Raw genomic sequence first — 24326 nt, 5'->3', positions numbered from 1 at the left:
GGCATCTTTACGCCTGCAGTATCGGCGAATAGGTTCGGGGTCTCGCCTGTTCGTCCCCAAGGATTTCCCGATGACCGATATTGCTATGATCGAAGCCGCGCGCGGCCGTCTTTCCGGCCATGCCCGCCGCACGCCGCTTCTGTCCTCGTCATTTCTGGATGACATCGCCGGGCGGCGCATCTTCGTGAAACCCGAATGCCTGCAGCAGACCGGCTCGTTCAAGTTCCGTGGCGCGTGGTCGGCAATTTCGTATCTTCCGGCGGACGTTCGCGCGAAGGGCGTTATCGCCTTTTCGTCCGGGAACCATGCGCAGGGCGTGGCGCTGGCGGCCAGGATGCATGGCATTCCGGCCGTCATCATCATGCCCGCCGATGCGCCGCGCATCAAAATTGAAAACACGCGGGCCTACGGCGCCGAAGTGGTGCTCTACGATCGCGCCAGGGAGGATCGTGACGAGATCGGCCGGCAGCTGTCGAGCGAAAGAGGACTGACCCTCATTAAGCCATTCGACGAACCGCTTGTCATCGCCGGGCAGGGGACGGCAGGTCTGGAAATCGCCGAACAGGCTTCGGAAGAAGGGATCACCCAGGCCAGTGTTCTGGTGCCGACCGGCGGGGGCGGTTTCATCTCCGGGATTTCGCTGGCGCTCGAAGCACGTGCACCGGGCTTTACCGTGCATCCCTGCGAACCTGAAGGCTTCGACGACGTGACCCGTTCGCTTGCGAGCGGAACGATTCAGAAGAACGCCACGCAATCGGGTTCACTCTGCGACGCGATCGTCACGCCGCAGCCAGGTGCGATCACCTTTCCGATCATGTCGCGTCTCTGCGGCCCCGGCATCGTGGTGACGGACGATGAGGCACTGCATGCGGTGGCGCTTGCCTTCAACCGTCTGAAGATCGTCGTTGAACCGGGCGGCGCGGTTGCGCTGGCGGCAGCGCTTTTCCATGGCGAGAGCCTTGGTGAGACGGTGATTGCGGTCTGCTCAGGCGGCAATATCGACCCGGACGTGTTCCGCCTGGCGCTCGACAGGTTTGCCGCCTGAGGTCTCGTTTTAGGCCGCAGGCATAATAAACCGTTAACCGGCACGTTGGGGCGTTAAGAAAAAAGTATTTTCCAAGGAACGTGGTGCTCAGGAGAAAGTTATCTCTATCAGCTTGGTAGAGTTAAGCTAAACTACATGGGAAGAGACACAAAACCGGGAGGTTCGCATGCAGCCGATCCAGCATCATACTCGGGCATTCCCTCACCGCGCCGCGGGCGTCGTCAGCAGGTGGCAGTGGGTAGCATATGCAGGCCTTGTGACTGCCGCCTTCGTGTTCATCGGGGCAGTCACGCTCGGTATTCTCGCCTGACACGTATCCGAAATTCAAGGTTTCAATAGCAACGAAGCCTTCCGATCCGCGCCCGGATCGGAAGGCTTATTGTTTCAGCCCTGTGTCGTCGGCAGATAGGCTTCGGCCAGTTCCACCCAGAAATTCGTCCCGATCGGCAAGGCGTCGTCGTTAAAGTCGAATTTCGGATGATGGAGCGGGGGATCGTTCTTGGTTCTTGCGGTGCCTAAGAAGAAATAGGTGCCTGGCTTCTCTGCAAGGAAATAACCGAAGTCCTCGGCGCCCATCATCGGCCGTTCGATTTCGGCAAGGTTTTCCGGGCCGACAACCTTCTTCGCCAGGTCCCTGACAAAGTCCGTCTCCGCTTTGTGGTTGACGGTCGCGTCGTAGCCGCGGGTATATTCGATCGTCGCTGTCATGCCGTAGCTTGCCGCCTGGCCAACTGCTACACCGCGGATCCGTTCCTCTAGCTTGTCTCGCACGGCAGGGTCGAAGGACCGGATGGTGATAACCATTTCTGCCCGCTCCGGAATGACATTGCTGGCGATGCCGGCGTTGAATGCGCCGACCGTGACGACGGCCGGATCGAGTGGATGGATGTTGCGAGAAACGACAGTCTGCAGCGCCATGATGATGCTGGCGCCGGCGACGATCGGGTCTGCGGCATCCTGCGGTTCGGCACCATGGCCGCCGCGGCCGTTGACGACGATACGGCATTCGTCGACCGCCGCCATGATAGGCCCTTCTTTGACGAAGATCTTGCCGAAGGGCAGGCTCGGGTCATTGTGCAGGCCGAAGACGGCGTCGCAGGGAAAGCGATCGAACAGTCCGTCCTCCATCATCAGCCTGGCGCCGCCGAAATTTTCTTCGGCCGGCTGGAAGATCAGATTGAGTGTGCCGTCGAAGTTTTTGCGCTGTGCGAGTATCTTTGCGGCACCCAGAAGCATGGCGGTATGGCCATCGTGACCGCAGGCATGCATGACGCCCTTGTTGAGGCTGGCATAGTCCGCGCCGGTTTCTTCCTCGATCGGAAGCGCGTCGATATCGGCGCGAATGCCGACCGACCGATCGCTCGATCCGTTCTTCAGGGTCGCAACGATGCCGGTCTTGCCGAGGCCGCGGGTGACGGCGTAACCGAATTCCTCAAGCTTTGCCGCGATATAGTCCGAAGTGGTGAATTCTGAGAGGCCAAGTTCGGGATGCTGATGCAGAAAGTGGCGGGTTGCCACAACTTCGCTCATGTCGTTGGTAAACTTGATCGTCATCGTTCCATCACCCTATCTGCCTGCAAACGCGTCCAAGCTGCTCACTCGTATCGTTCACGTTTAGCAGTGCCATCACCGTTCAGGCAAATGAACAGCCTCGCATTCAGCATTTATTCAGGCTGTTGGCCCTAGAGCCGACAATGTCTTACTGCGTGAGCAGATGCGATAGCGATTGATCCACGATTTGCAATATAAGGATCGCTCTCTATCTCATGCTTCGCATCTTAGTTCGTGAAACGAAATTCATTCAGAAGTTCATCCATGTCCCCTGATATTCAGCCTTCGGCTTCTACCCGCGAAACGGAAAGCAAGCAGATCGATCATAACGATTCGATCCGCGCGACGTATTTTACGGCTGATGATCTTCGGCAATGTGGAGAAACGCTGGGTCGGCAAGGTGCAGCCGATCTGCCGGGCTTCATGAAATTCGAGTTTTTCACGCGCCACGCGGAAAACGAGAAGGAAATTCTGAGGGTCTATCGCGCCGCCGCGCAGGATGTCGATGCGGGTGCCTCGATCACGCCTGCCGCGGAATGGCTGCTCGACAACTATTACATCGTCGAGGAAGCGATCCAGGAAGTCCGCCGCGACTTCCCGAAGAAATTCTTCAAGCAGTTGCCGACGACCAAGATCGGAAGCCAGGAAATCCCGCGCGTTCTCTCGCTGGCATGGCTTTATGTGGCGCACACCCACAGCAGCATTTCGCGCGAAACGCTGGCCGAGATGGTCGAGGGTTACCAGACCGACGAGCCGCTGGAGATCGGTGAACTCTGGGCGCTGCCATCGTTCATCCGCTTCGTCCTCATCGAGAACCTGCGCCGCATCGCCAGCCGCGTCGATCGCTCGCGCAACATGCGCCGCCGCGCCAACGACGCCGCCGACGAGATCATTCGTCTCAACGACGAGACTGCCGGTGGCGAGCTTCTGAAGAGCCTCGAAGGCCTCACCGACGACAACACGTTCACAAGCCAGTTCCTCTATCGCCTGCGCAATGCCTCGCAAAATTCCGGCTTTGCCATCGAGTGGCTCGAAAAGCGGCTGGTCGCGTCCGGCAAGGCTGTCGAAACCGTGATGCAGGCGGAACAGAGCCGCTTGTCGTCCGGCAACGTGACGATGGGCAACATCATCAAGAGCCTGCGCCTCATCGACGATACGGAATGGAGCGTCTGGTTCGAAGAGGTCTCGCAGATCGACAAGATCTTCCGCGAGCATACGGATTACGAAGCGCTCGATTTCGGCTCGCGCAATGCCTTCCGCAGCCGCATCGAAAAGATCGCCCGCGTTTCCAAGCGCAGCGAAGCCGAGGTGACCCAGGCTGCCGTTGATCTTGCGATCGCGGCTAGGGCGCACAATCCGGACGAGCGCGAAACCAATATCGGCGCCTTCATCGTCGGGCGCCGCCGCAAGGAGCTGGAGACGGCCGTCGGCTACCAGCCGCCGCTTCTGCAGCGGGCTGTGCGCGCCTACCGCAAGCTCGGCTGGTTCGCCATCGGCGGCCCAGTCATGCTTCTCACCTTTCTGGCGCTCGCCGTTACCGGCTATTTCCTCGTGGCGGCTGCCATTCCGCTGGTGGTCGTCTTCTTCCTGCTTCTGATGTTCGCGCTGCCCGCGTCGGAAGGCGCGACCGGTCTGTTCAATACGGTCGTGACCTATTTCGTCAAACCGGCCCGGCTTGTCGGATACGAATACAAGGAAGGCATTCCGGAGGAGGCGCGCACGCTGGTCGTCGTGCCCTGCCTGATCGCCGACCGGGATACGGTCGATGAACTCGTCCGCAATCTGGAAGTCCATTATCTGGCCAACCCGAAGGGCGAGATCTATTTCGCGCTCCTCAGCGACTGGCGCGATGCCAAGTTCGAGGAACAGGAAGCCGATCTTGAAATCCTCGAATATGCCAAGCGCGAAATTGCAGCGCTCAATACCCGCTACATGGAAGAGGCGGGGACGCGCTTTTACCTCCTGCACCGCCGACGCCTGTTCAACCCGAACGAAGGCGCCTGGATGGGTTGGGAGCGCAAGCGCGGCAAGCTGCACGAACTCAACCTGCTTCTGCGCGGCGACCGCGACACGACCTATCTCCAGGGCGCCAACATGGTGCCGGAGAATGTCCAGTATGTGATGACGCTCGATGCCGACACCCGCCTGATCCGCGATGCGGTGACCAAGCTGGTGGGCAAAATGCATCACCCGATCAACCGTCCCGTCATCGATCCTGATACGCACCAGGTCGTGCGCGGCTACGGTCTGATGCAGCCGCGCGTGACGCCGTCATTGACGACCGGCAAGGAAGCCTCTGTCTTCCAGCGCGTGTTTTCGGTCGGCCGCGGTCTCGATCCATATGTCTTTGCGGTCTCCGATGTCTATCAGGACCTGACGGCCGAAGGCTCGTTCACGGGCAAGGGCCTCTATCACGTCGACGCGTTCGAGACGTCCCTCAAGGGCCGTATCGAAGAAAACGCCGTCCTCTCACACGATCTTCTCGAAGGCTCGTTCTCGCGCTGCGCGCTGATCACCGATGTCGAGCTGGTCGAGGATTTCCCGGTCCGCTACGAAGTCGAAGTTTCTCGCCAGCATCGCTGGGCGCGTGGCGACTGGCAGCTCCTGCCTTACATTCTCGAAGCCAAGCGTGGCGTCAGCGCCCTTGGCCGCTGGAAGATGCTCGATAACCTGCGCCGGTCGCTGACCCCGATCGCATGGTTCTTTGCCTCCATTCTCGGCTGGTACTTCATGGATCCGCTCGGTGCGCTGATCTGGCAGATCCTGCTGATCTTCTCGCTGTTCGTGGCGCCCACAATCTCGCTTCTCACCAACCTTCTGCCGCGCTCCAGCGACAATGTCACGAGCGCCCATTTCTATTCGGTCTGGTCGGATGTGCGCTCCACCAATGCGCAGGTCGCACTGCGCATCGTGTTCATCGCTGATTCCGCTTGCATCATGACCGATGCGATCGCCCGCTCGCTCTATCGTCTGCTCGTCAGCCGCAAGCTGATGCTGGAATGGAAGACAGCCGCCTCGATCCAGTCGGGCGCCCAGGGCAGCCCCACCGATTACTACCGTGCCATGTGGCATGCGCCGGCGATTGCCGTTCTCTCGGTGATCCTCGCGGCACTGCCGGGCGACAACGCGTTCCTGGTCGGCATTCCGTTCGCCATCCTGTGGATCTTCTCGCCGCTCGTTGCCTGGTATGTCAGCCAGTCCGCTGAAACCGAGGACAAGCTGTTCGTGCCTGAGAACGTCTCGGTCGAACTGCGCAAGATCGCGCGGCGGACCTGGCGTTATTTCGAAACCTTCGTCACGGCCGAGCAGAACTACCTGCCACCTGACAACTACCAGGAAAAGCCCAATCCCTCGATCGCCAAGCGGACGTCACCGACCAATATCGGCGTCTACCTTCTGTCGATCGTCTCGGCGCGGCATTTCGGCTGGATCTCGTTTACCGAAACGATCGAACGGATCGAGCAGACGCTTGCGACCGTCGAGCGCGCGGACAAATTCCGCGGCCATATGTACAACTGGTATCACACCGATACCCTGAAGCCGCTGATGCCGCGCTATGTGTCGTCGGTCGATAGCGGCAACTTCGCTGGCCATCTGATTGCCATCTCATCTGCCTGCCGTGTCTGGGCGGAAGCGCCTTCTGCGCATCTGCAGGGCAATCTCGATGGTCTCGGCGATGTCGTCGGCATTCTCGAAGAAACGCTGAAGTCGCTGCCGGACGATCGCAAGACCGTCCGTCCGCTGCGGCGCCGTCTCGAGGAGCGTATCATCGGCTTCTCCAACGCGCTTGCCGCCGTCAAGCGCGAGCACGAGTTCGCCTCGATCCGCATCATCAACCTGTCGGTGCTTGCCCGCGACATCCAGAAGCTGTCGCACAATCTCGATCATGAGGTGCGTTCCGCGCAGAGCGAGGAAGTGACCAAGTGGGCAGCGTCGCTGGTTGCCGTCTGCGAAGCGCATATCGGCGACAGCACGTTCGACAACGGCAATATCGAGGAACTGCGCGACCGTCTCGCCGTGTTGCGTGACCGTGCCCGCAAGATCGCCTTCGGGATGGATTTCAAGTTCCTGTTCCGCAAGGACCGCCGCCTTCTGTCGATCGGCTACCGGGTCGAAAGCAACGAGGTCGACGAGGCCTGCTACGACCTTCTCGCGTCCGAAGCGCGTCTGACCAGCCTGTTCGGGATTGCCAAGGGTGATCTGCCCACGGAACACTGGTACAAGCTTGGCCGTCACGTCGTGCCGATCGGCGCGCGCGGTGCGCTCGTCTCTTGGTCGGGTTCGATGTTCGAATACCTGATGCCGCCGCTCGTCATGCAGGAGCGTCAGGGTGGTATCCTCAACCAGACCAACAATCTGATCGTCAAGGAACAGATGAACCACGGCCGCCGTCTCGGCACGCCATGGGGCATTTCGGAAGCCGCGTTCAACGCGCTCGATCACCAGATGCACTATCAGTACACCAACTTCGGTGTGCCGACGCTGGGTCTGAAGCGCGGTCTCGGCCAGAATGCCGTTATCGCACCCTATGCCTCGATCCTCGCCAGCCAGTACGATCCGATCGCGGCCGTCGAAAACCTGAACGAATTGCGCAAGCTCGGCGCACTCGGCATCTACGGCTTCCACGATGCGGTCGACTTCACGCCGACCCGCGTGCCGGAAGGCAAGCGCTGCGCGGTCGTCTACAACTACTATGCCCACCACCATGGCATGTCGATTGCAGCCGTTGCCAACGTCGTCATGAACGGCCTGCTGCGCGAACTCTTCCACGCCGATCCTGTGATCGAAGCGGCGGAACTGTTGCTGCAGGAAAAGGCTCCGCGCGACATTCCAGTGATGAGCGCCAAGCACGAGGAAAAGCCAGGTACCGGCGGCGGCGAGTTGCTGCGTCCGGAAATCCGCACCGTCACCAACCCGGCCACCAAGGACCGCGAACTGGTCCTGCTCTCCAACGGCCACTACTCGCTGATGCTGACGGCGACCGGTTCCGGCTATTCGCGCTGGAACAACCTGTCGGTTTCCCGCTGGAAGGCGGATCCGACCGAAGACCGCTGGGGCCAGTTCATCTTCCTGCGCGACACGACATCCGGCGAGTGGTGGTCCACCACGGCCGAGCCGCGCCGCGCCGAGGGCGAGCAGACCAAGACGGTGTTCGGTGACGAAAAGGCCGAATTCCACAAGACGGTCGGCGAACTGACCAGCACGGTCGAAGTTATCGTCGGCACCGAACACGATGCCGAGGGACGCCGCGTCACATTGCTCAACATGGGCGATGAGGATCGCTTCATCGAGGTGACCTCCTACATGGAGCCGGTGATTGCCGGCGATGATGGCGACAGCGGCCATCCCGTGTTCTCGCGCATGTTTATCCGCACCGAGATCGGCAAGCGTGGCGACGTCATCCGCGCCTGGCGCAACAAGCGCGACCTCAGCGATCCCGACATGATCGTGGCACATCTTGCCGCCGACAATGCCGGGTCTTCGCGACCGACCGAATACGAGACCGACCGTCGCAAGTTCCTCGGCCGGGGTCGCACGCTGTCGGAAGCTGCGGCTTTCGATCCGGGTGCGTCGCTGTCCAACACCGACGGCTTCACGCTCGATCCGATCCTGTCGCTGCGCCGCACAGTTCGTGTGCCGGCGGGCAAGAAGGTCAGCGTTATCTTCTGGACGATCGCCGCGCCACGGCGCGAGGATCTCGACAAGGCGATCGAACATTATCGTCATGCCGAAACCTTCCAGAACGAACTGACCCAGGCCTGGACCCGCACGCAGGTGCAGATGCGCCATCTCGGCGTCACTTCGCAGGATGCCGCGGCCTTCCAGCATCTCGCCCGCTATCTGGTCTATCCGGACATGCAGCTTCGGGCCGATCAGCCGACGCTGAAGGCCGGCATGCAGGCACAGTCGGGGCTGTGGCCGTCGGCGGTGTCCGGCGACCTGCCGATCTTCACGCTGCGCATCAATGACGAAAACGACATGCCGGTTGCCAAGGAAGCTATCCTTGCGCAGCAGTACCTGCGCTCGCGCGGCGTTGTGTCTGATCTCGTCATCTTCAACGAGCGGGCAACCGAGGGTGCCCAGGAAGTACAGACGTCGATCGAACACATGTCTGCCCGCATGGGTCAGGAAGGTGGACGCCAGCACGTCTTCACGCTGCGCCGCGACCTGATCGAAGGTGCCGGCGCCGATGGTCTGATTGCCGCGTCCCGCGTCGTGCTTCATGCGCGCAACGGCCGCATCAGCGATCAGTTGAACCGGACCAGCACGATCTTCGCCCCGCCGAAGGATCAGGAGATCGAGGTTGATCGCCGTCCGCTGCTAAATGGCGAGATCTATTCCGCTCCCGTCGAGACCAGCGAAGGTCCGGCCGGAGTTGAGTTCTGGAACGGTTTTGGCGGCTTCTCCGCAGATGGCAGCGAATATGTCGTGCGCCTCAACGGTGGTCAGTCGACGCCGCATCCGTGGATCAACGTCATCTCCAACGACAATTTCGGCTTCCACGTTTCCGCGGAAGGCGCAGGCTTTACCTGGGCGCAGAACTCGCGCGACTACCAGATGACGCCGTGGACCAACGATCTCGTCATCAACCGTCCCGGCGAAGGCTTCTACGTGGCCGATATCGACAAGGGCACCGTGGTCACGCCGTTCGCGGCTCTGTCGCGTCGTCCAGAAACCGTGTTCGAAACCCGTCACGGCCTCGGCTATTCGGTGTTCTCGACCGAGGAAGATGGCGTCAAGCTGTCGCTGACCCAGACGGTGGACCGCAACCGGTCCGCAAAGCTTTCGCATATGAAGCTTCGCAACACCGGTTCGGAAACGAAGAAGCTGCGCATCTACGGCTATGTCGAATGGCTGCTGGGCACCAATCCTGCCAAGACCTCGCCATTCATCCTGTCCAGCCGTGACGAGGCGACGGGCACGCTGTTTGCGACCAACCCGTTCAGCATCAACTTCTCGCGCTTTGCCTTCCTCGGCATGCACGAGACACCGTCGGGCTTTACGGCAAGCCGTCGGGAGTTTGTCGGCAAGTTCGGTTCGGTTCAGTTGCCGGCAGCGGTCGTTTCCGGTTCAAGCCTCAGCGGCTCGCTCGATCTCGACGGCGACCCGTGCGGAGCACTTGCCTACGACGTCGAACTGGCGCCGGGCGAAGAGACCGAGGTCACCTTCTTCCTCGGCGATGCTGCAACGAAGCAGGAGGCGGAAAGCCTTGCACTGGCGCTTCGCGGCGACCGGTTCGAGGATATCCTTTCGGAGAACCGCAGCTTCTGGAGCGGTTTCACCGGCCGCCTGAAGATCTCGACGCCGGACAAGTCGCTCGACAACATGGTCAATCACTGGCTGCCCTATCAGGCACTCGGTTGCCGCATCATGGCCCGTACCGCCTTCTACCAGGCATCGGGTGCCTTCGGCTTCCGCGACCAGTTGCAGGATACGCTCGCGTTCCTGCTGCATGAGCCGTCGCTTGCCCGCAAGCAGATCCTCAATGCGGCGTCGCGGCAGTTCCGCGAAGGCGATGTCATGCACTGGTGGCTTCCCAACACCGGCGCCGGTGTTCGCACGACGATCTCCGACGACGTGGTGTGGCTTGCCTACGCGATCCACCAGTATGTGTCGGTGACCGGCGATCTGTCGATGCTCGATGAGAAGCTGCCGTTCCTCACCGGACCGATGCTGGAAAAAAACAAGCACGACGCCTTTATCCAGCCGGAGATCTCCAACGAGGTCGCCGATCTGTATGAACACGCAGCACGCGCGCTCGATCTCGCTGTTGAGCGGACCGGAGACCTGGATCTTCCGCTCATTCTCGGTGGCGACTGGAACGACGGGATGAACCGTGTCGGCATGGCCGGTCGTGGTCAGAGCGTCTGGCTCGGTTGGTTCCTGGCGGCTGCGCTTCGAAACTTCCTGCCCTATGCGGAAGCCCGCAAGGATCGTTCGCGTGCCGATCGCTGGAGCAAGCATATCGATACGCTGAAGGCTGCGCTGGAATCGGATGGCTGGGACGGTGCGTATTACCGCCGCGGTTATTTCGACGACGGTTCTCCGCTCGGCTCGGCCAAGAGCGACGAATGCCGCATCGATTCGCTCGGCCAGTCCTGGAGTGTGCTGTCTGGCGAAGGCAGGCCGGATCGTTCCGAGCAGGCTATGAACGCGGTCATGGACAAGCTCGTGGACGAGGATGCGGGTATCATCCGCCTCTTCACCCCGCCTTTCCAGGACACGCGCAGGGATCCGGGCTACATCAAGGCCTACCCACCCGGTGTGCGTGAAAACGGTGGCCAGTATACCCATGGTGCAATCTGGGTCGTGCTCGCGCTCGCCCGGCTGAAGCGCGGCGACGATGCCTGGAAGTGCTTCCAGATGCTCAACCCGATCAACCATGCGCTTGACCGGAATGCCGCCGAAACCTACCGCGTCGAACCGTACGTGGTTGCAGCCGACGTCTACGGTGCCGGCGACTATCAGAGCCGCGGCGGCTGGACCTGGTATACGGGTTCCGCCGGCTGGCTCTACCGCGCCGCGGTCGAAGGCATTCTCGGCATTCGTCGTGCCGGCGACACGCTGTATGTCGATCCGGTCCTGCCGAGCGGCTGGGATGGCTTTACCGCCGAACTTACCCTCGATGGCGTCACCCACGAGATTGTGGTCAAGGACGGCAAGGCGTCGATCGGTGGCGTCGCTGTCGATCCGGTCAACGGCTTGAACCTTGCGGCGCCAGCGACCAGCGCATTGCCGGCTCCGCCCGCAGAAAGCTGATCCCACCGGACGTCGAACGTCCTGATGGTATCCCAAACAGAAACCCCGCTTCCAGCAATGGCAGCGGGGTTTTTTGTTGGTTTGTGCCCGGTGAGGAGAAGTGTCGGCCGATCCGGGGGAGGGGCGATGTCCTGCTCTGATGTCCACGTATCGTGCCAGCCGATCGGGATGCCGCTCACAATGCACGGCATGAACAGGTCGGGACCCAACCGCCGCTCACGCACTTGGTATGGCAAGCACCTGCAAAGCCGCGTAGGCAGAAGCTCATGCGAACAAGCGGTGCTCCCGCATTACGTCACAAAAAAGAAAACCCCGCTTCCATTGCTGGAAGCGGGGTGTCTGATGTTCGCTCGGTATGGGTGCTATGGCTTAGGCGTGCTCGGCGGGTACCGGGAGCTTGTGGCCTTCCTCGTCCTCGTCGATGACGATGCCGCTGGCGGTGAGGAGTGAGGTAAAGCGGCCGCCGCTGCGGCTCAGCTGGTCGTACGTGCCCATTTCGGCAATCCGCCCACCCTCGAGGAAGATGACCTTGTTGGCGTCGCGGATGGTGGAGAGCCGGTGCGCGATGATGAACGTGGTGCGGTTCTGACGCAGCTTGTCGATCGCCGCCTTCACGCGCTGTTCCGTCTCCACATCAAGCGCCGAGGTTGCTTCGTCGAGAACGAGGATCGGTGCGTTTTTCAGGATCGCACGGGCGATGGCGATACGCTGGCGCTCGCCGCCCGACAGGCGGTTGCCACGCTCGCCGACCGTCGTGTCGTAGCCATTGAGACGCGTTTCGATGAATTCAGCCGCGGCTGCGGCTTCTGCCGCCCGGACGATGTCCTCCCGCGTTGCACCTTCTCGTCCCAGCTGGATGTTGTCGCTGATCGAGCGGTTAAGCAGGCCCGCGTCCTGGAACACGGTCGCGATGGAATGGCGCAGTGACTTGCGGGTGATGGTGCCGATATCGACGCCGTCGATCAGAATCTTGCCCTGCTGCGGATCATAGACCCGCTGCAGGAGATTGATCAGCGTCGTCTTGCCAGCACCAGTCGGGCCGACGATCGCAATCGTTTCCCCCGCTTGCGCGATGAACGATACGTCGTGAACGCCCTGGCTCGTGTTGGAGAAGCCGAAGGAGACGTCGCGGAACTCCACTTCGCCCCGGACCGTATCTCCCAGATCGCGTGCATCCGTCGGTTCGGCGCGCTCCTCGACGGAATCTTCCAGAACGAAGAAATCCTCGAGCTTGGCGCGGGCTTCGAAAATCTGGGTTGCGAACTGGCGCAGAAGATCGAGGCGGCCGATCAGAAGGTTGGCGAAGCCGATAAAGGCGACGACGTCACCGACGCGGATCTTGCCCTGTTGCACCAGCATAGTGCCGATCACAAGTATCACGCCCATCGAGACCGTCGATGCCGTGCGGTTAAGGCCACCGGCCAAAGCCCACCAGTCCAGCACCGGATACTGCGCCTTCAGCAGATCCTTGGTGTAGTTCTTGAGGGCCGAAGTTTCGGCTTCGATGCGGTTGTAGCTGTGAATCACAGAGACGTTGCTGATCGAATCGCTGACATGGCTGAAAACCTGATGGTAATGGGTTTCGACCGCGGCCTGGCCTTCCTTCGTGCGCTTCATCACGGCAACGCCGATGATCCAGTAGAAGATGCTCAGAATGAGAAGCACGATGCTGAGGCGCCAATCCATCGAGATGGCGGTCGGAATCAGCAGCAAGATTGCAACGGCGGTCGCGAGATGCGTTCGCATGAATTCCAGCCACAGACCGAACAGGCTTTCGGAGGCACGCAGCAGCGTATGCAGCGCGTTCGACGTGCCGCGCTGGTGGTGCCAGGACAGCGGCATCGAAATGATGCGTCCGAAGGCCTCCGTCAGCAGCGAAGCGCGGCGCCCGTGGGCCAGACGGTCGGCCTCGCGTGCAACGAGCACGAATGCGACGGTATTGAAGACCCCGAAGCCCGCCCACAGAAGCAGAACGTTGGTGACGTCACTCTTGGAGGAGATCGCGTCGATGATTCGACCGAACAGAATCGGTTCGGCAATCGTGATGATGGCCAGAATAATGTTGGCGACGACGACCGCGGCGACCCGCCATCGGTTCTTCGTCAGATATTGCAAAGCTCGGGCGTAAACTTGGAAGAGCGTCAACGGGCGCAACTCCTATTGAAGTGCAGGCATGAAACGATTGGCAGCATAGTTATGGCAAGGACAGGGCGAATCCGAGACGAACCTAGCCGGTGAACTTCTTTTCCGAAAATAATCCAGTGAGAGCAAGGGTTCGCCCGTAGTTAGGTTACCGATGCGGTATGCTGATGCCGATCCTGATCGCTGCGTCAATCACAAGATTTCGGCATGTACGTGGTATAAATGATAACTATGTTAAGCGGGCGGTCGGGTTCTATGCCGACGTCGGTGTTTTATAAGAATAAAGCCGATCGTCGGGGAGACGGTCTGGGGGCGAATTTGAGCATCCAATTTGTTGTGCAGTTGCTTGTATTGGTTGAAGAGGCACGAACGACGAAGGATGTGGCGAACAATCTTGCGTCACTCCTCAAAACCTACGGTTTCGAATTCTATGCAATCGTCCTGAGAAAAGGGCAAACGGATCCCGAGGGAATGACCTTGATCTCCCGCTGGCCGGACAGCTGGGTCGAGGTCTATCGCGCGCGCAAATATACCGTCATCGACCCTGTCATGCGGATGCTGAATGCGGCCCATCGCCCGTTCCGCTGGCGCGATTCGATCCTTGCCCTGAAGTCCGATCCGCATCGTTCGCGGATGGACCGGATGATGCAGGAAGCGGGCCGCCATGGTCTCGACGACGGCTACGTGTTTCCGATCCATGGACGCAACGGATTTCTCGGCAACATGATCATCGGCGGCAAACCGATCGATCTATCGCCGACCGAGATCTCACTGTTCGACACGGCCGCCAAGCGCATTTTCTGGAGACTGCTGGAGATCGCCGGCGACGCGACGGCGCTCGAGGCCTCGGCCAGACTGGATACCCAACTCACCCGTCGCGAGATGGAAGTCATGGCGCTTCTTGCCGACGGCATGACATCGCATGAGATCGCACGGTCGCTCGACATCTCTAACCACACGGTCGACTGGTATATCAACGGCCTCCAGGAAAAGCTGAAAGCGAAGAACCGACAGCATGTGGTGGCCATGGCATTTCGCCATGGGCTGGTGACCTGAAGCGTCCTTGACGCCGGCTATCGACCAAATAGCCCTTGCCTAATGCGGGAGATGTTGATCTCTTGCGGTGCACCATTCGAGGCACCTGGGGAGGCTTGTCTTGCCGATATCGAAAATTCTCGTCGCCAATCGCTCTGAAATCGCCATCCGCGTCTTTCGCGCCGCCAACGAGCTCGGCATCAAGACGGTGGCGATCTGGGCCGAGGAAGACAAGCTCTCGCTGCACCGGTTCAAGGCGGACGAAAGCTATCAGGTCGGTCGCGGTCCCCATCTGGACAAGGATATGGGCCCGATCGAGAGCTATCTTTCGATTGAAGAGGTAATCCGGGTTGCCAAGCTTTCGGGCGCCGATGCCATTCATCCAGGCTACGGCCTCCTGTCGGAAAGCCCCGAATTCGTCGATGCCTGCGACGCGGCGGGCATCATCTTCATCGGCCCGCGTCCGGATACGATGCGCCAGCTCGGCAACAAGGTGGCGGCGCGCAATCTTGCCATTTCGGTCGGCGTGCCCGTAGTTCCTGCCACCGAACCGCTGCCTGATGATATGGATGTCGTGGCGAAGATGGCCGAGGAGATCGGTTATCCGGTCATGCTCAAGGCGTCCTGGGGCGGCGGCGGTCGCGGCATGCGTGCCATCCGCGATCCGAAGGACCTCGCCAGGGAAGTCGTCGAGGCCAAGCGCGAAGCAAAAGCGGCCTTCGGCAAGGACGAGGTCTATCTCGAAAAGCTGGTCGAGCGGGCCCGCCATGTGGAAAGCCAGATCCTTGGCGATACCCATGGCAACGTCGTGCATCTGTTCGAGCGTGACTGCTCGATCCAGCGGCGCAACCAGAAGGTCGTGGAACGCGCCCCGGCGCCTTATCTTTCCGAGGAGCAGCGGGCCGAACTCGCTGCCTATTCGCTGAAGATCGCTGGCGCCACCAATTATGTCGGCGCCGGCACGGTCGAATATCTGATGGATAGCGATACCGGCAAATTCTACTTCATCGAGGTCAATCCGCGCATCCAGGTGGAGCACACGGTGACCGAAGTCGTCACCGGCATCGATATCGTCAAGGCGCAGATCCACATCCTCGACGGCTTTGCCATCGGCACGCCGGAATCGGGCGTTCCGGCGCAGGAGAACATCCGGCTGAACGGCCATGCGCTGCAGTGCCGCATCACCACCGAGGATCCCGAGCACAATTTCATTCCGGATTACGGCCGTATCACCGCCTACCGCTCGGCGTCGGGTTTCGGCATCCGTCTCGATGGCGGAACATCATATACGGGTGCGATCATCACCCGTTTCTACGATCCGCTGCTCGTCAAGGTCACGGCCTGGGCACCGCAGCCGCTGGAAGCGATCGCCCGCATGGACCGGGCGCTGCGCGAGTTCCGCATCCGCGGCGTCGCGACGAACCTCACCTTCCTCGAAGCGATCATTACCCACCCGAAATTCCGCGACAATTCCTATACGACGCGGTTTATTGATACGACGCCCGAACTGTTCGAACAGGTGAAGCGCGCCGACCGCGCCACCAAGCTTCTGACTTATCTTGCCGACGTCACCGTCAACGGTCATCCGGAAACCAAGGGTCGTCCGGCACCGTCGGCAAAGGCCGCAAAGCCTGTTCTGCCCTATATCAACGGCGATATTCCCGCCGGTACCAAGCAGAAGCTGGATGAGCTCGGCCCGAAGAAATTCGCCGAGTGGATGCGGGGCGAAAGCCGCGCCCTCATCACCGACACGACGATGCGTGACGGCCACCAGTCGCTGCTCGCCACCCGCATGCGGACCTATGACATCGCCCGCGTGGCCGGGGTCTACGCACGGGCTCTGCCGAACCTGTTCTCGCTGGAATGCTGGGGCGGTGCCACCTTCGACGTGTCGATGCGGTTCCTGACCGAGGACCCGTGGGAGCGGCTGGCGTTGATCCGCGAGGCGGCGCCGAACATTCTCCTGCAGATGCTGCTGCGCGGCGCAAACGGCGTCGGCTACAAGAACTATCCCGACAATGTCGTGAAATACTTCGTCCAACAGGCCGCCAAGGGCGGCATCGATGTCTTCCGCGTGTTCGACTGCCTGAACTGGGTGGACAACATGCGCGTCTCGATGGACGCGGTGAACGAGGAGAACCGTCTCTGCGAGGCGGCAATCTGCTACACGGGCGATATTCTCAATTCCGCGCGTCCGAAATACGACCTCAAATATTACGTCGCGCTGGCGGAAGAGCTCGAAAAGGCCGGCGCCCATATCATCGCGCTGAAGGATATGGCGGGTCTGCTAAAACCCGCTGCTGCCCGCGTGCTGTTCAAGGCACTGCGCGAAGCGACCTCGCTGCCGATCCATTTCCACACGCATGACACGTCGGGCATCTCGGCTGCGACCGTGCTTGCAGCCGTCGATGCCGGCGTCGATGTCGTTGACGCGGCCATGGATGCGCTGTCGGGCAACACGTCGCAGCCCTGCCTCGGTTCGATCGTCGAAGCGCTGTCGCGAACGGACCGCGATACCGGCCTCGATCCGGAATGGATCCGCAAGATCTCGTTCTACTGGGAAGCGGTGCGCGGCCAGTATGCGGCCTTTGAGAGCGATCTCAAGGGTCCGGCGTCGGAAGTCTACCTGCATGAAATGCCGGGTGGCCAGTTTACCAACCTCAAGGAACAGGCCCGCTCGCTCGGTCTCGAGAGCAAGTGGCACAAGGTCGCCCAGACATATGCGGACGTGAACCGGATGTTCGGCGATATCGTCAAGGTCACGCCATCGTCCAAGGTGGTCGGCGACATGGCGCTGATGATGGTCAGCCAGGACCTGAACGTGGCCGATGTCGAAAACCCGGCCAAGGACATCGCCTTCCCGGATTCGGTCGTGTCGATGCTGAAGGGCGATCTCGGCCAGCCTCCGGGCGGATGGCCGCAGGCGCTCCAGAAAAAAGCGCTGAAGGGCGATCAGCCCTATACCGACGTTCCCGGTTCGCTGCTTGCCCCCGCCGATCTCGATGCCGAGCGCAAGACGATCGAGGACAAGCTGGAGCGCAAGGTCGACGACTTCGAGTTCGCCTCGTATCTGATGTATCCGAAAGTGTTCACCGACTTCGCCCTGGCGTCAGAGACCTACGGTCCGGTCTCCGTGTTGCCGACGCATGCCTATTTCTACGGGATCGCGGATGGCGAAGAGCTGTTTGCCGATATCGAACGCGGCAAGACGCTTGTTATCGTCAACCAGGCGACGAGTGCGCCGGATGCGCAGGGCATGGTCACCGCCTTTTTCGAACTGAACGGCCAGCCGCGCCGCATCAAGGTGCCGGACCGGGCCCATGGCGGAAGCGGTTCGGCTGTGCGGGCCAAAGCGGATATCGCCAATCCCCTGCATTTGGGCGCGCCGATGCCGGGCGTGATTTCCCGCGTCTTCGTGGCGGCGGGTCAGGCGGTCAAGGCCGGCGACGTGCTGGTGTCCATCGAAGCGATGAAGATGGAAACCGCGCTGCACGCCGAAAAAGACGGCACGCTTGCCGAAGTGCTGGTCAAGGCCGGCGACCAGATCGACGCCAAGGATCTGCTCGTCGTCTACGGGTCCTGACGACTCAGGCGCCCGTCGGTCCGTCCGGGCCGTCCGCAGGTTGGGCGAGGCGATAGCGCCTTGCCGCGAGCCGCTCGCTCGCGACGATCAGCAGCCCGGCGCAGAAGATCAGTGCGGCACCGGCGGCGACATTGCTTGCGGGAATATCCTGCCAGATGGCGTAACCGAGCACGAAAGCCCAGATCAACGATGAATATTCGAACGGCGCGAGCACCGAGACCGGCGCCCGTCGCATCGCCTCGAACAGCGTCGCCTGGGCGGTGCCGCCGAGAATGCCGATGAGCGCCAGAAGCGCACCGCTTTTCAGATCGACCGGCTGCCATGTCAGCACGGCCATGACGAAGGTCATCACCACGAAGAAGAAGTTGGTGAGCGTCATCTGGACAAGGGTCTTCTCGCTCATCGCCGTCTTGCGCAAGAGAACGCTGCCGATCGCCCAGAGGATTGCGGCGAGAAGCGCGAGACCGACCGGTACCGAGATCGTCAGCCCAGCCGGGTTTGCGGCAATCACCACGCCGACGAAGCCGAGGATGATCGCCACCCAGCGGACCGCGGGCACTTTTTCCGCCAGAACCGGAATGGCAAGCAGGGTGGCGACGATCGGATTGGCGTAATAGATCGTCGTCAGTTCGGCCAATTGCAGCGACTTGGCGGCCGTGTAGAACGACACCCATGCGGCGAGAAGGATGACGCTGCGCACCATCATCGGCCGGACGATCGGAGAGCGGACAACGCGCGGGATGAAACCGCGTCCCCCGATGACGAGGCAGGCGATCAGAACCGTCAGGCTTCGGAAGAAAATGATCTGCCAGACGCCGACATCGACCACCAGCAGCTTGATCACCGCATCATGAAGCGTGAACACGAAGTAGGAGGTACTGACGAGAAGAATGCCGCTGCCGATGCTGGATTTCAAGAAAGTCACACGCCGGATACCGACGCCTCATATCATTGCATATCCGAATGCTTAAGGCGTTCTGCAGCGATTGCAATCAGCTTCGTCGCGCTCCATCCGTCGTTGCTAAGGGGTGACAAGCGTGAACCGGAGACATAAATCGTGAAACTCATGCTGAGCGCGGAAGATTGCAATCTAAATCGATTTAATTAAATCTCAGCGCCTGGAGGAAGCAACCTGATGAACGATTTGTCTTCGCCGGCGGAAGCCAAGACCCGACGTGCTTTCATCACACCGCAGCGGATCGGCGTATCGCTGCTGTTTCTGATGAACGGCTTCATGATCGGTGCCTGGGCGCCAAAGATCCCGGAATTTGCGGCACGTCTGGAGCTGAGCGAAAAGTCGCTCGGCGTGATGATCCTGATCTTCGGGCTAGGCTCCATCGTGATGATGCCGATCGCCGGCAGCCAGATCGCGAGGTTCGGCTCCAGCATCGTCTCAAAGGTCACCGCAGTCCTTTTGACGCCGACGCTTCTTCTCCTGTCGCTGATCGGCAGCGTCTGGAGCGGAGCGGTTGCGTTGTTTCTGTTCGGCGGCCTGATCGGCGCGATGGATGTGGCAATGAATGCCAATGCCGTTGCGACTGAGAAAGGCATGCGCCGCGCGATCATGTCATCCTGCCACGCGTTCTGGAGCCTCGGCGGCCTGCTCGGCGCCTCGACCGGTGGCTTTCTTCTCGAACGGATCGGCGTTCTTCCGCATGCGCTTTTCGTAACCGTCGTCGCCGCCGTCATGATCGCCGTCGCCTGGAAAATGGTGCTTCAGGATGCGCCGCATCCGGAGGAGAGGGCGGCCGGGGCCGGACGCCGCCTGCCGTCGTCACCGCTTCCCTGGCTGCTCGGAATCATGGCGCTGTTCTGCATGATCCCCGAGGGATCCATTCTTGATTGGGGCGCGCTTTACATGCGCAACGAGCTGTCGGCCTCGCTGACGCTGTCCGGCTTCGCCTTTGCGGCTTTCTCCTTCACGATGGCGGCGATGCGTTTTGCCGGCGATCTCATCCGCGACCGGTTCGGTGCCGTCAATACGCTTAGGGTCTGCGGCGTCATCGCCATGCTGGGCATGCTGACGATCGGTTTTGCGACCAGTTCGACGATGGCCATTGCAGGCTTTGCTATCGCCGGCATCGGCATTTCGAACATCGTGCCGATCCTGTTTTCCGCGGCCGGCAATCTGCCGGGCATGGCAGCGGGCGTCAGTTTGTCCGTGGTCACCACGATGGGCTATTCCGGAATTCTCGTTGCACCTTCGGCAATCGGCTTTATCGCTGAGCATACGGGACTTGGCAGCATTTTCGCGGGATTGTCGGTGCTGATCCTGGTGACGCTGCTTCTCTCGAACCTTGCAAGGCATGCGGACGGCGCGCATCACTGACCCAACTATTCATGGCCGCTGGTTGACAAGCCGGCGGTCATACGCCACCTGAAAGACGGTTTATGCCCCCAGTTAGCCCCAGGGCAAAGGCAACGAGACGATCCCATGAACGCACCGATTGAATATGACCCGAAGCCCCGCCGCGCCACGGTTGCCGTCGATGTCGGCGGTGTGATCGTCGGTGGTGGTGCGCCCGTCGTCGTCCAGTCGATGACCAATACCGATACGGCTGATGTGGATGCGACCGTTGCGCAGGTTGCGGCGCTCTACAAGGCAGGCTCCGAGATCGTCCGCATCACCGTCGATCGCGACGAGAGCGCTGCCGCCGTGCCGAAGGTGCGCGAGCGTCTGCTGCGCCTCGGCCTCGACGTGCCGTTGATCGGCGATTTCCATTATATCGGCCACAAGCTGCTGGCCGATCATCCGGCCTGCGCCGAGGCGCTCGCAAAATACCGCATCAACCCGGGCAATGTCGGTTTCAAGGACAAGAAGGACAAGCAGTTCGGCGACATCATCGAGATGGCGATCCGTTACGACAAGCCTGTTCGCATCGGCGTCAACTGGGGTTCGCTCGACCAGGATCTTCTGACGACGCTGATGGACCGCAATTCCGAAGCCGGTTCGCCGCTGTCTGCCCGCCAGGTCATGCATGAGGCGATCGTCCAGTCGGCGCTGATTTCGGCCGAGCTTGCTGAAAGCATCGGCCTGCCGCGCAACCGGATCATTCTGTCCGCAAAAGTCAGCCAGGTGCAGGATCTGATCGCCTGCTATTCGATGCTGGCCGAGCGCTCCAACCATGCGCTGCATCTGGGCCTGACAGAGGCCGGCATGGGCACCAAGGGCATCGTCGCCTCGTCGGCCGCCATGGGCTATGTCCTGCAGCACGGCATCGGCGATACGATCCGGGTGTCGCTGACGCCGGAACCGAATGGTGACCGCACCCGCGAAGTGCAGGTTGCGCAGGAAATCCTGCAGGTCATGGGGTTCCGCCAGTTCATTCCGGTGGTTGCCGCTTGTCCCGGCTGCGGGCGCACCACGTCGACGGTGTTCCAGGAGCTGGCCCAGAACATCCAGAACGATATCCGCAAGAACATGCCGATCTGGCGCGAAAAGTATCCGGGCGTCGAGGCGCTGAACGTCGCCGTCATGGGCTGCATCGTCAACGGCCCCGGCGAAAGCAAGCATGCCGATATCGGCATCTCGCTGCCCGGCACTGGCGAGACGCCTGCCGCCCCGATCTTTATCGACGGTCAGAAGGCGATGACGCTGCGCGGCCCCAATATCGCTCAGGATTTCGAAAAGCTGGTGATCGATTACATCGAGAACCGCTTCGGCCAGAAAACCGCCGCCGAGTAAGCGTCATTCCCGGATAGGGATAATTCCTTATCCCGGCTGCCGCTGCCTCTCCTCGCTATTGCCGTATTTCATGGTAAATGAGAGGTACTACGGACGACGGGGAAACTGATTCATATGTTGAAAAAAATTGCTATCGTCGCAGCTTGCGCGACGTATCTCTCTGCCTGCACGACGACCGATCCCTATACGGGTCAGCAGAAAATGTCGAACACGGCTGGTGGCGCTGCCATCGGTGCCGGTCTCGGCGCGGTCGGCGGTCTGTTGATCGGCGGCGGCAACAAGGGCCGCAATGCGCTGATCGGCGCTGCGATCGGTGGCCTCGCCGGTGGCGCCATCGGCAATTACATGGACCGCCAGGAAGCCGAACTGCGCCAGCAGCTGCAGGGAACCGGCGTATCGGTGACCCGCAACGGCGACCGCATCATTCTAAACATGCCGTCGAACATCACCTTTGCCACCGATCAGGATCAGGTGATCCCGCCGTTCTATGCCACGCTCGATTCGGTTGCGATCGTGCTCAACAAGTTCGGCAAGACCTATATCGACGTCAACGGTCACACGGATTCGACCGGCAGCCTGCAGCACAACCAGGCGCTTTCGGAACGCCGTGCCGTCTCGGTCGCCAACTATCTCGGTGGTCGCGGCGTCGATCAGCGCCGTGTCTCGACCATGGGCTACGGCCCGTCGCAGCCGGTCGCTTCCAACGCCTCGCCGGATGGTCGCGCCCAGAACCGCCGCGTCGAAGTCGCGATCGCGCCGATCGAGCAGGGCTGAGTTCGGACAGATGTCGACGAGCCGGTCAGATCCGGCTCGTCAGCAGTTTCACGCCGGCAATGCTGTAGAACACCGCCATGGTGCCTTCGATCCAGCGCCGGGCGGCCTTGTAGGCGCGAAGCGCGTGGCGGGTCGAAAACAGAACCGCATATCCGGTGAAGATGACCAGGCTTGAGGTCGAGCAGATGCCGACGATCAGCATGATCGCCGAAGGTGGTGCATCCGCGGGCAGGCCGAGCGAAATGATCGCCAGCCAGCCGAAGATCGCCTTCGGATTGGTGACGCGGATGGCATAGCCGCGCAGCCAGAGTTGCCTTGCCGTATAGGACGTCCTGCTCTCGCTCGATGCGGTCTCGATATCCGGGGTCCGCGCCGAGCGGTATGCCTTCCAGGCAAGATAGATCAGATAGAGCCCGCCGAGAACCTTCATGATTTCGAGCGCGATCGCGTAGCTGCGCAGGACTGCGGCAAGCCCGAGTGCGGCAGCGCAGGCCCAGGTCAGCGAGCCGCAGAAGACGCCGAGTGCCAGGATCACCCCGTTGCGACGGCCATGCGAAATCGCCATCCCGATAATGGCGAAATTGGCAGGTCCGGGGCTGAGGACGGCAATGAGATAGGCGAGATAGGCTGGCCAGATATAGGGCAGGTAGGCGAATACATCCGGCATGCTTTACTCCTCGGGGTTGATCCGGGAGGCTTGCCACCGTCCGGGATCGTCAGTTCTGGCGGCTGGCGATAAAGCGTGCCGTCTGCTGCAGAATAAATGCCTTTTCGCCGTAGGGCGCAAGCAGGTCGACAGCCTCGGCTGTCAGCGCATCGAGCTTCTCTTCCGCCCAGCCTGTGCCATGCATGGCAACCAGCGTGCCCTTGCCTCGGGCAGCGTCCTTGCCGGTCGCCTTGCCCATGGTCTCGGCATCGGAGGTGATGTCGAGAAGATCGTCGGCAAGCTGGAAAGCAAGCCCGATGACCTGGCCGAATTTTCTGAGGCGCTGACGATGTTCCTGATCCGCGCCCGCGATGATGGCGCCTGCCTCGCAGGCGAAGCGGATCAGCGCACCGGTCTTCATCGCCTGAAGCGTGGTAATCCCTGCCTCGTCCGGTGCTGATTTTTCCGCAGCCAGATCGAGCGCCTGGCCACCCACCATGCCGCCGGAACCGGCGGCGCGGGCAAGGGCCAGAACAAGTTCCGTCTTTGCCCGGTCCGGCAGGGCTGTTTCAGGCGCTGCGATGATGTCGAAGGCGTAGGTCAGCAGGCTGTCGCCGGCAAGGATCGCGGTCGCCTCGTCGAATGCCCTGTGGACCGTCGGCTGACCACGGCGAAGGTCGTCGTCGTCCATGGCCGGCAGGTCGTCGTGGATCAGCGAATAACAGTGGAGACATTCGAGAGCCGCGCCGACGCGCATGGCGGCCTGTTCGTTCCCACCAAGCAGAAGCGCGCTTTCGCGCAGCAGGAACGGTCGCAGGCGCTTTCCGCCATTCAGCGAACCATGGCGCATCGCGGCCATCAGATGGGCCGGGCGCGTGACTTCGTCGGGCAACGTTTGATCCGAAAGAAGCGACACAAGCAGCGCCTCGGTGGCGACTGCGCTGTCTTTCAACCGGCTTTCGAATGCAAGATCGGTCGTGTTCATGCCGGGCTGTTTGGCATGGGGCGACGATACAGGCAATGTCGATTTACCAGCATTGCCGAAGTTTCAGCCGGTGGACTGGCCTTCGAAAGCGCCACCGGCTATGAAACTTTAAACGGGCGG

General features: G+C 61.1%; 13 protein-coding genes. 8 read left to right on the top strand and 5 right to left on the bottom strand.

The window, feature by feature from the left end; translation table 11 throughout:
* The first annotated feature begins 70 nt into the window (after positions 1-70).
* Both ACQY1P_RS21405 and ACQY1P_RS21400 read left to right on the top strand, forming a co-directional pair.
* Positions 71-1045 (top strand): threonine ammonia-lyase, encoded by a 975-nt coding sequence (locus ACQY1P_RS21405; RefSeq protein WP_430255377.1) that lies wholly within the window; start codon positions 71-73, stop codon positions 1043-1045.
* Between the two features lie 166 nt (positions 1046-1211).
* On the top strand, positions 1212-1355 hold the full coding sequence (locus ACQY1P_RS21400) for a hypothetical protein (RefSeq protein ID WP_430255375.1): 144 nt from the start codon (positions 1212-1214) through the stop codon (positions 1353-1355).
* Positions 1356-1429: 74 nt separating this feature from the next.
* Here the strand turns inward: ACQY1P_RS21400 and ACQY1P_RS21395 are convergent, their stop codons facing one another.
* On the bottom strand, positions 1430-2599 hold the full coding sequence (locus ACQY1P_RS21395; RefSeq protein ID WP_430255373.1) for a M20 aminoacylase family protein: 1170 nt from the start codon (positions 2597-2599) through the stop codon (positions 1430-1432).
* A gap of 261 nt (positions 2600-2860) precedes the next feature.
* On the opposite strand from ACQY1P_RS21395, the gene ACQY1P_RS21390 reads away from it, so the two are divergent.
* Positions 2861-11356, top strand: coding sequence for a GH36-type glycosyl hydrolase domain-containing protein (locus ACQY1P_RS21390; protein WP_430255371.1), 8496 nt, complete (start codon positions 2861-2863; stop codon positions 11354-11356).
* Between the two features lie 369 nt (positions 11357-11725).
* Here ACQY1P_RS21390 and ACQY1P_RS21385 read toward each other — a convergent pair whose 3' ends face one another.
* Complete coding sequence (locus ACQY1P_RS21385; RefSeq protein ID WP_062581549.1) at positions 11726-13501, bottom strand: glucan ABC transporter ATP-binding protein/ permease; 1776 nt, start codon at positions 13499-13501, stop codon at positions 11726-11728.
* Between the two features lie 315 nt (positions 13502-13816).
* Here ACQY1P_RS21385 and ACQY1P_RS21380 point away from each other — a divergent pair, with 315 nt between their 5' ends.
* Positions 13817-14554, top strand: a complete 738-nt coding sequence (locus ACQY1P_RS21380) for a helix-turn-helix transcriptional regulator (protein WP_113165649.1) — start codon at positions 13817-13819, stop codon at positions 14552-14554.
* A gap of 100 nt (positions 14555-14654) precedes the next feature.
* Positions 14655-18116, top strand: a complete 3462-nt coding sequence (gene pyc, locus ACQY1P_RS21375) for a pyruvate carboxylase (RefSeq protein ID WP_430255369.1) — start codon at positions 14655-14657, stop codon at positions 18114-18116.
* A 4-nt stretch (positions 18117-18120) separates the two neighbouring features.
* Here pyc and ACQY1P_RS21370 read toward each other — a convergent pair whose 3' ends face one another.
* Positions 18121-19032, bottom strand: a complete 912-nt coding sequence (locus ACQY1P_RS21370) for a DMT family transporter (protein ID WP_430255367.1) — start codon at positions 19030-19032, stop codon at positions 18121-18123.
* Between the two features lie 219 nt (positions 19033-19251).
* On the opposite strand from ACQY1P_RS21370, the gene ACQY1P_RS21365 reads away from it, so the two are divergent.
* From ACQY1P_RS21365 to ACQY1P_RS21355, 3 genes are all read left to right on the top strand, one after another.
* Positions 19252-20445 (top strand): MFS transporter, encoded by a 1194-nt coding sequence (locus tag ACQY1P_RS21365; protein ID WP_113165652.1) that lies wholly within the window; start codon positions 19252-19254, stop codon positions 20443-20445.
* Between the two features lie 105 nt (positions 20446-20550).
* Positions 20551-21801 carry a flavodoxin-dependent (E)-4-hydroxy-3-methylbut-2-enyl-diphosphate synthase gene (ispG, locus tag ACQY1P_RS21360; protein WP_113165653.1) on the top strand — a complete coding sequence of 417 codons (1251 nt, stop codon included), beginning with the start codon at positions 20551-20553 and terminating at the stop codon, positions 21799-21801.
* A 114-nt stretch (positions 21802-21915) separates the two neighbouring features.
* Positions 21916-22575 (top strand): OmpA family protein, encoded by a 660-nt coding sequence (locus tag ACQY1P_RS21355; protein ID WP_062462176.1) that lies wholly within the window; start codon positions 21916-21918, stop codon positions 22573-22575.
* A gap of 25 nt (positions 22576-22600) precedes the next feature.
* On the opposite strand, the gene ACQY1P_RS21350 is transcribed toward ACQY1P_RS21355, so the two are convergent.
* On the bottom strand, positions 22601-23242 hold the full coding sequence (locus tag ACQY1P_RS21350) for a LysE family translocator (protein ID WP_430255365.1): 642 nt from the start codon (positions 23240-23242) through the stop codon (positions 22601-22603).
* Between the two features lie 49 nt (positions 23243-23291).
* Entirely contained in the window at positions 23292-24206 is a 915-nt protein-coding gene (locus ACQY1P_RS21345) for a polyprenyl synthetase family protein (RefSeq protein ID WP_430255363.1), read from the bottom strand.
* Positions 24207-24326: the final 120 nt, after the last annotated feature.

The sequence above is a fragment of the Neorhizobium sp. DAR64872/K0K18 genome (assembly GCF_050500175.1).
GTDB lineage: Bacteria > Pseudomonadota > Alphaproteobacteria > Rhizobiales > Rhizobiaceae > Neorhizobium > Neorhizobium soli.
This window is presented reverse-complemented; position numbering and strand designations above follow the sequence as displayed.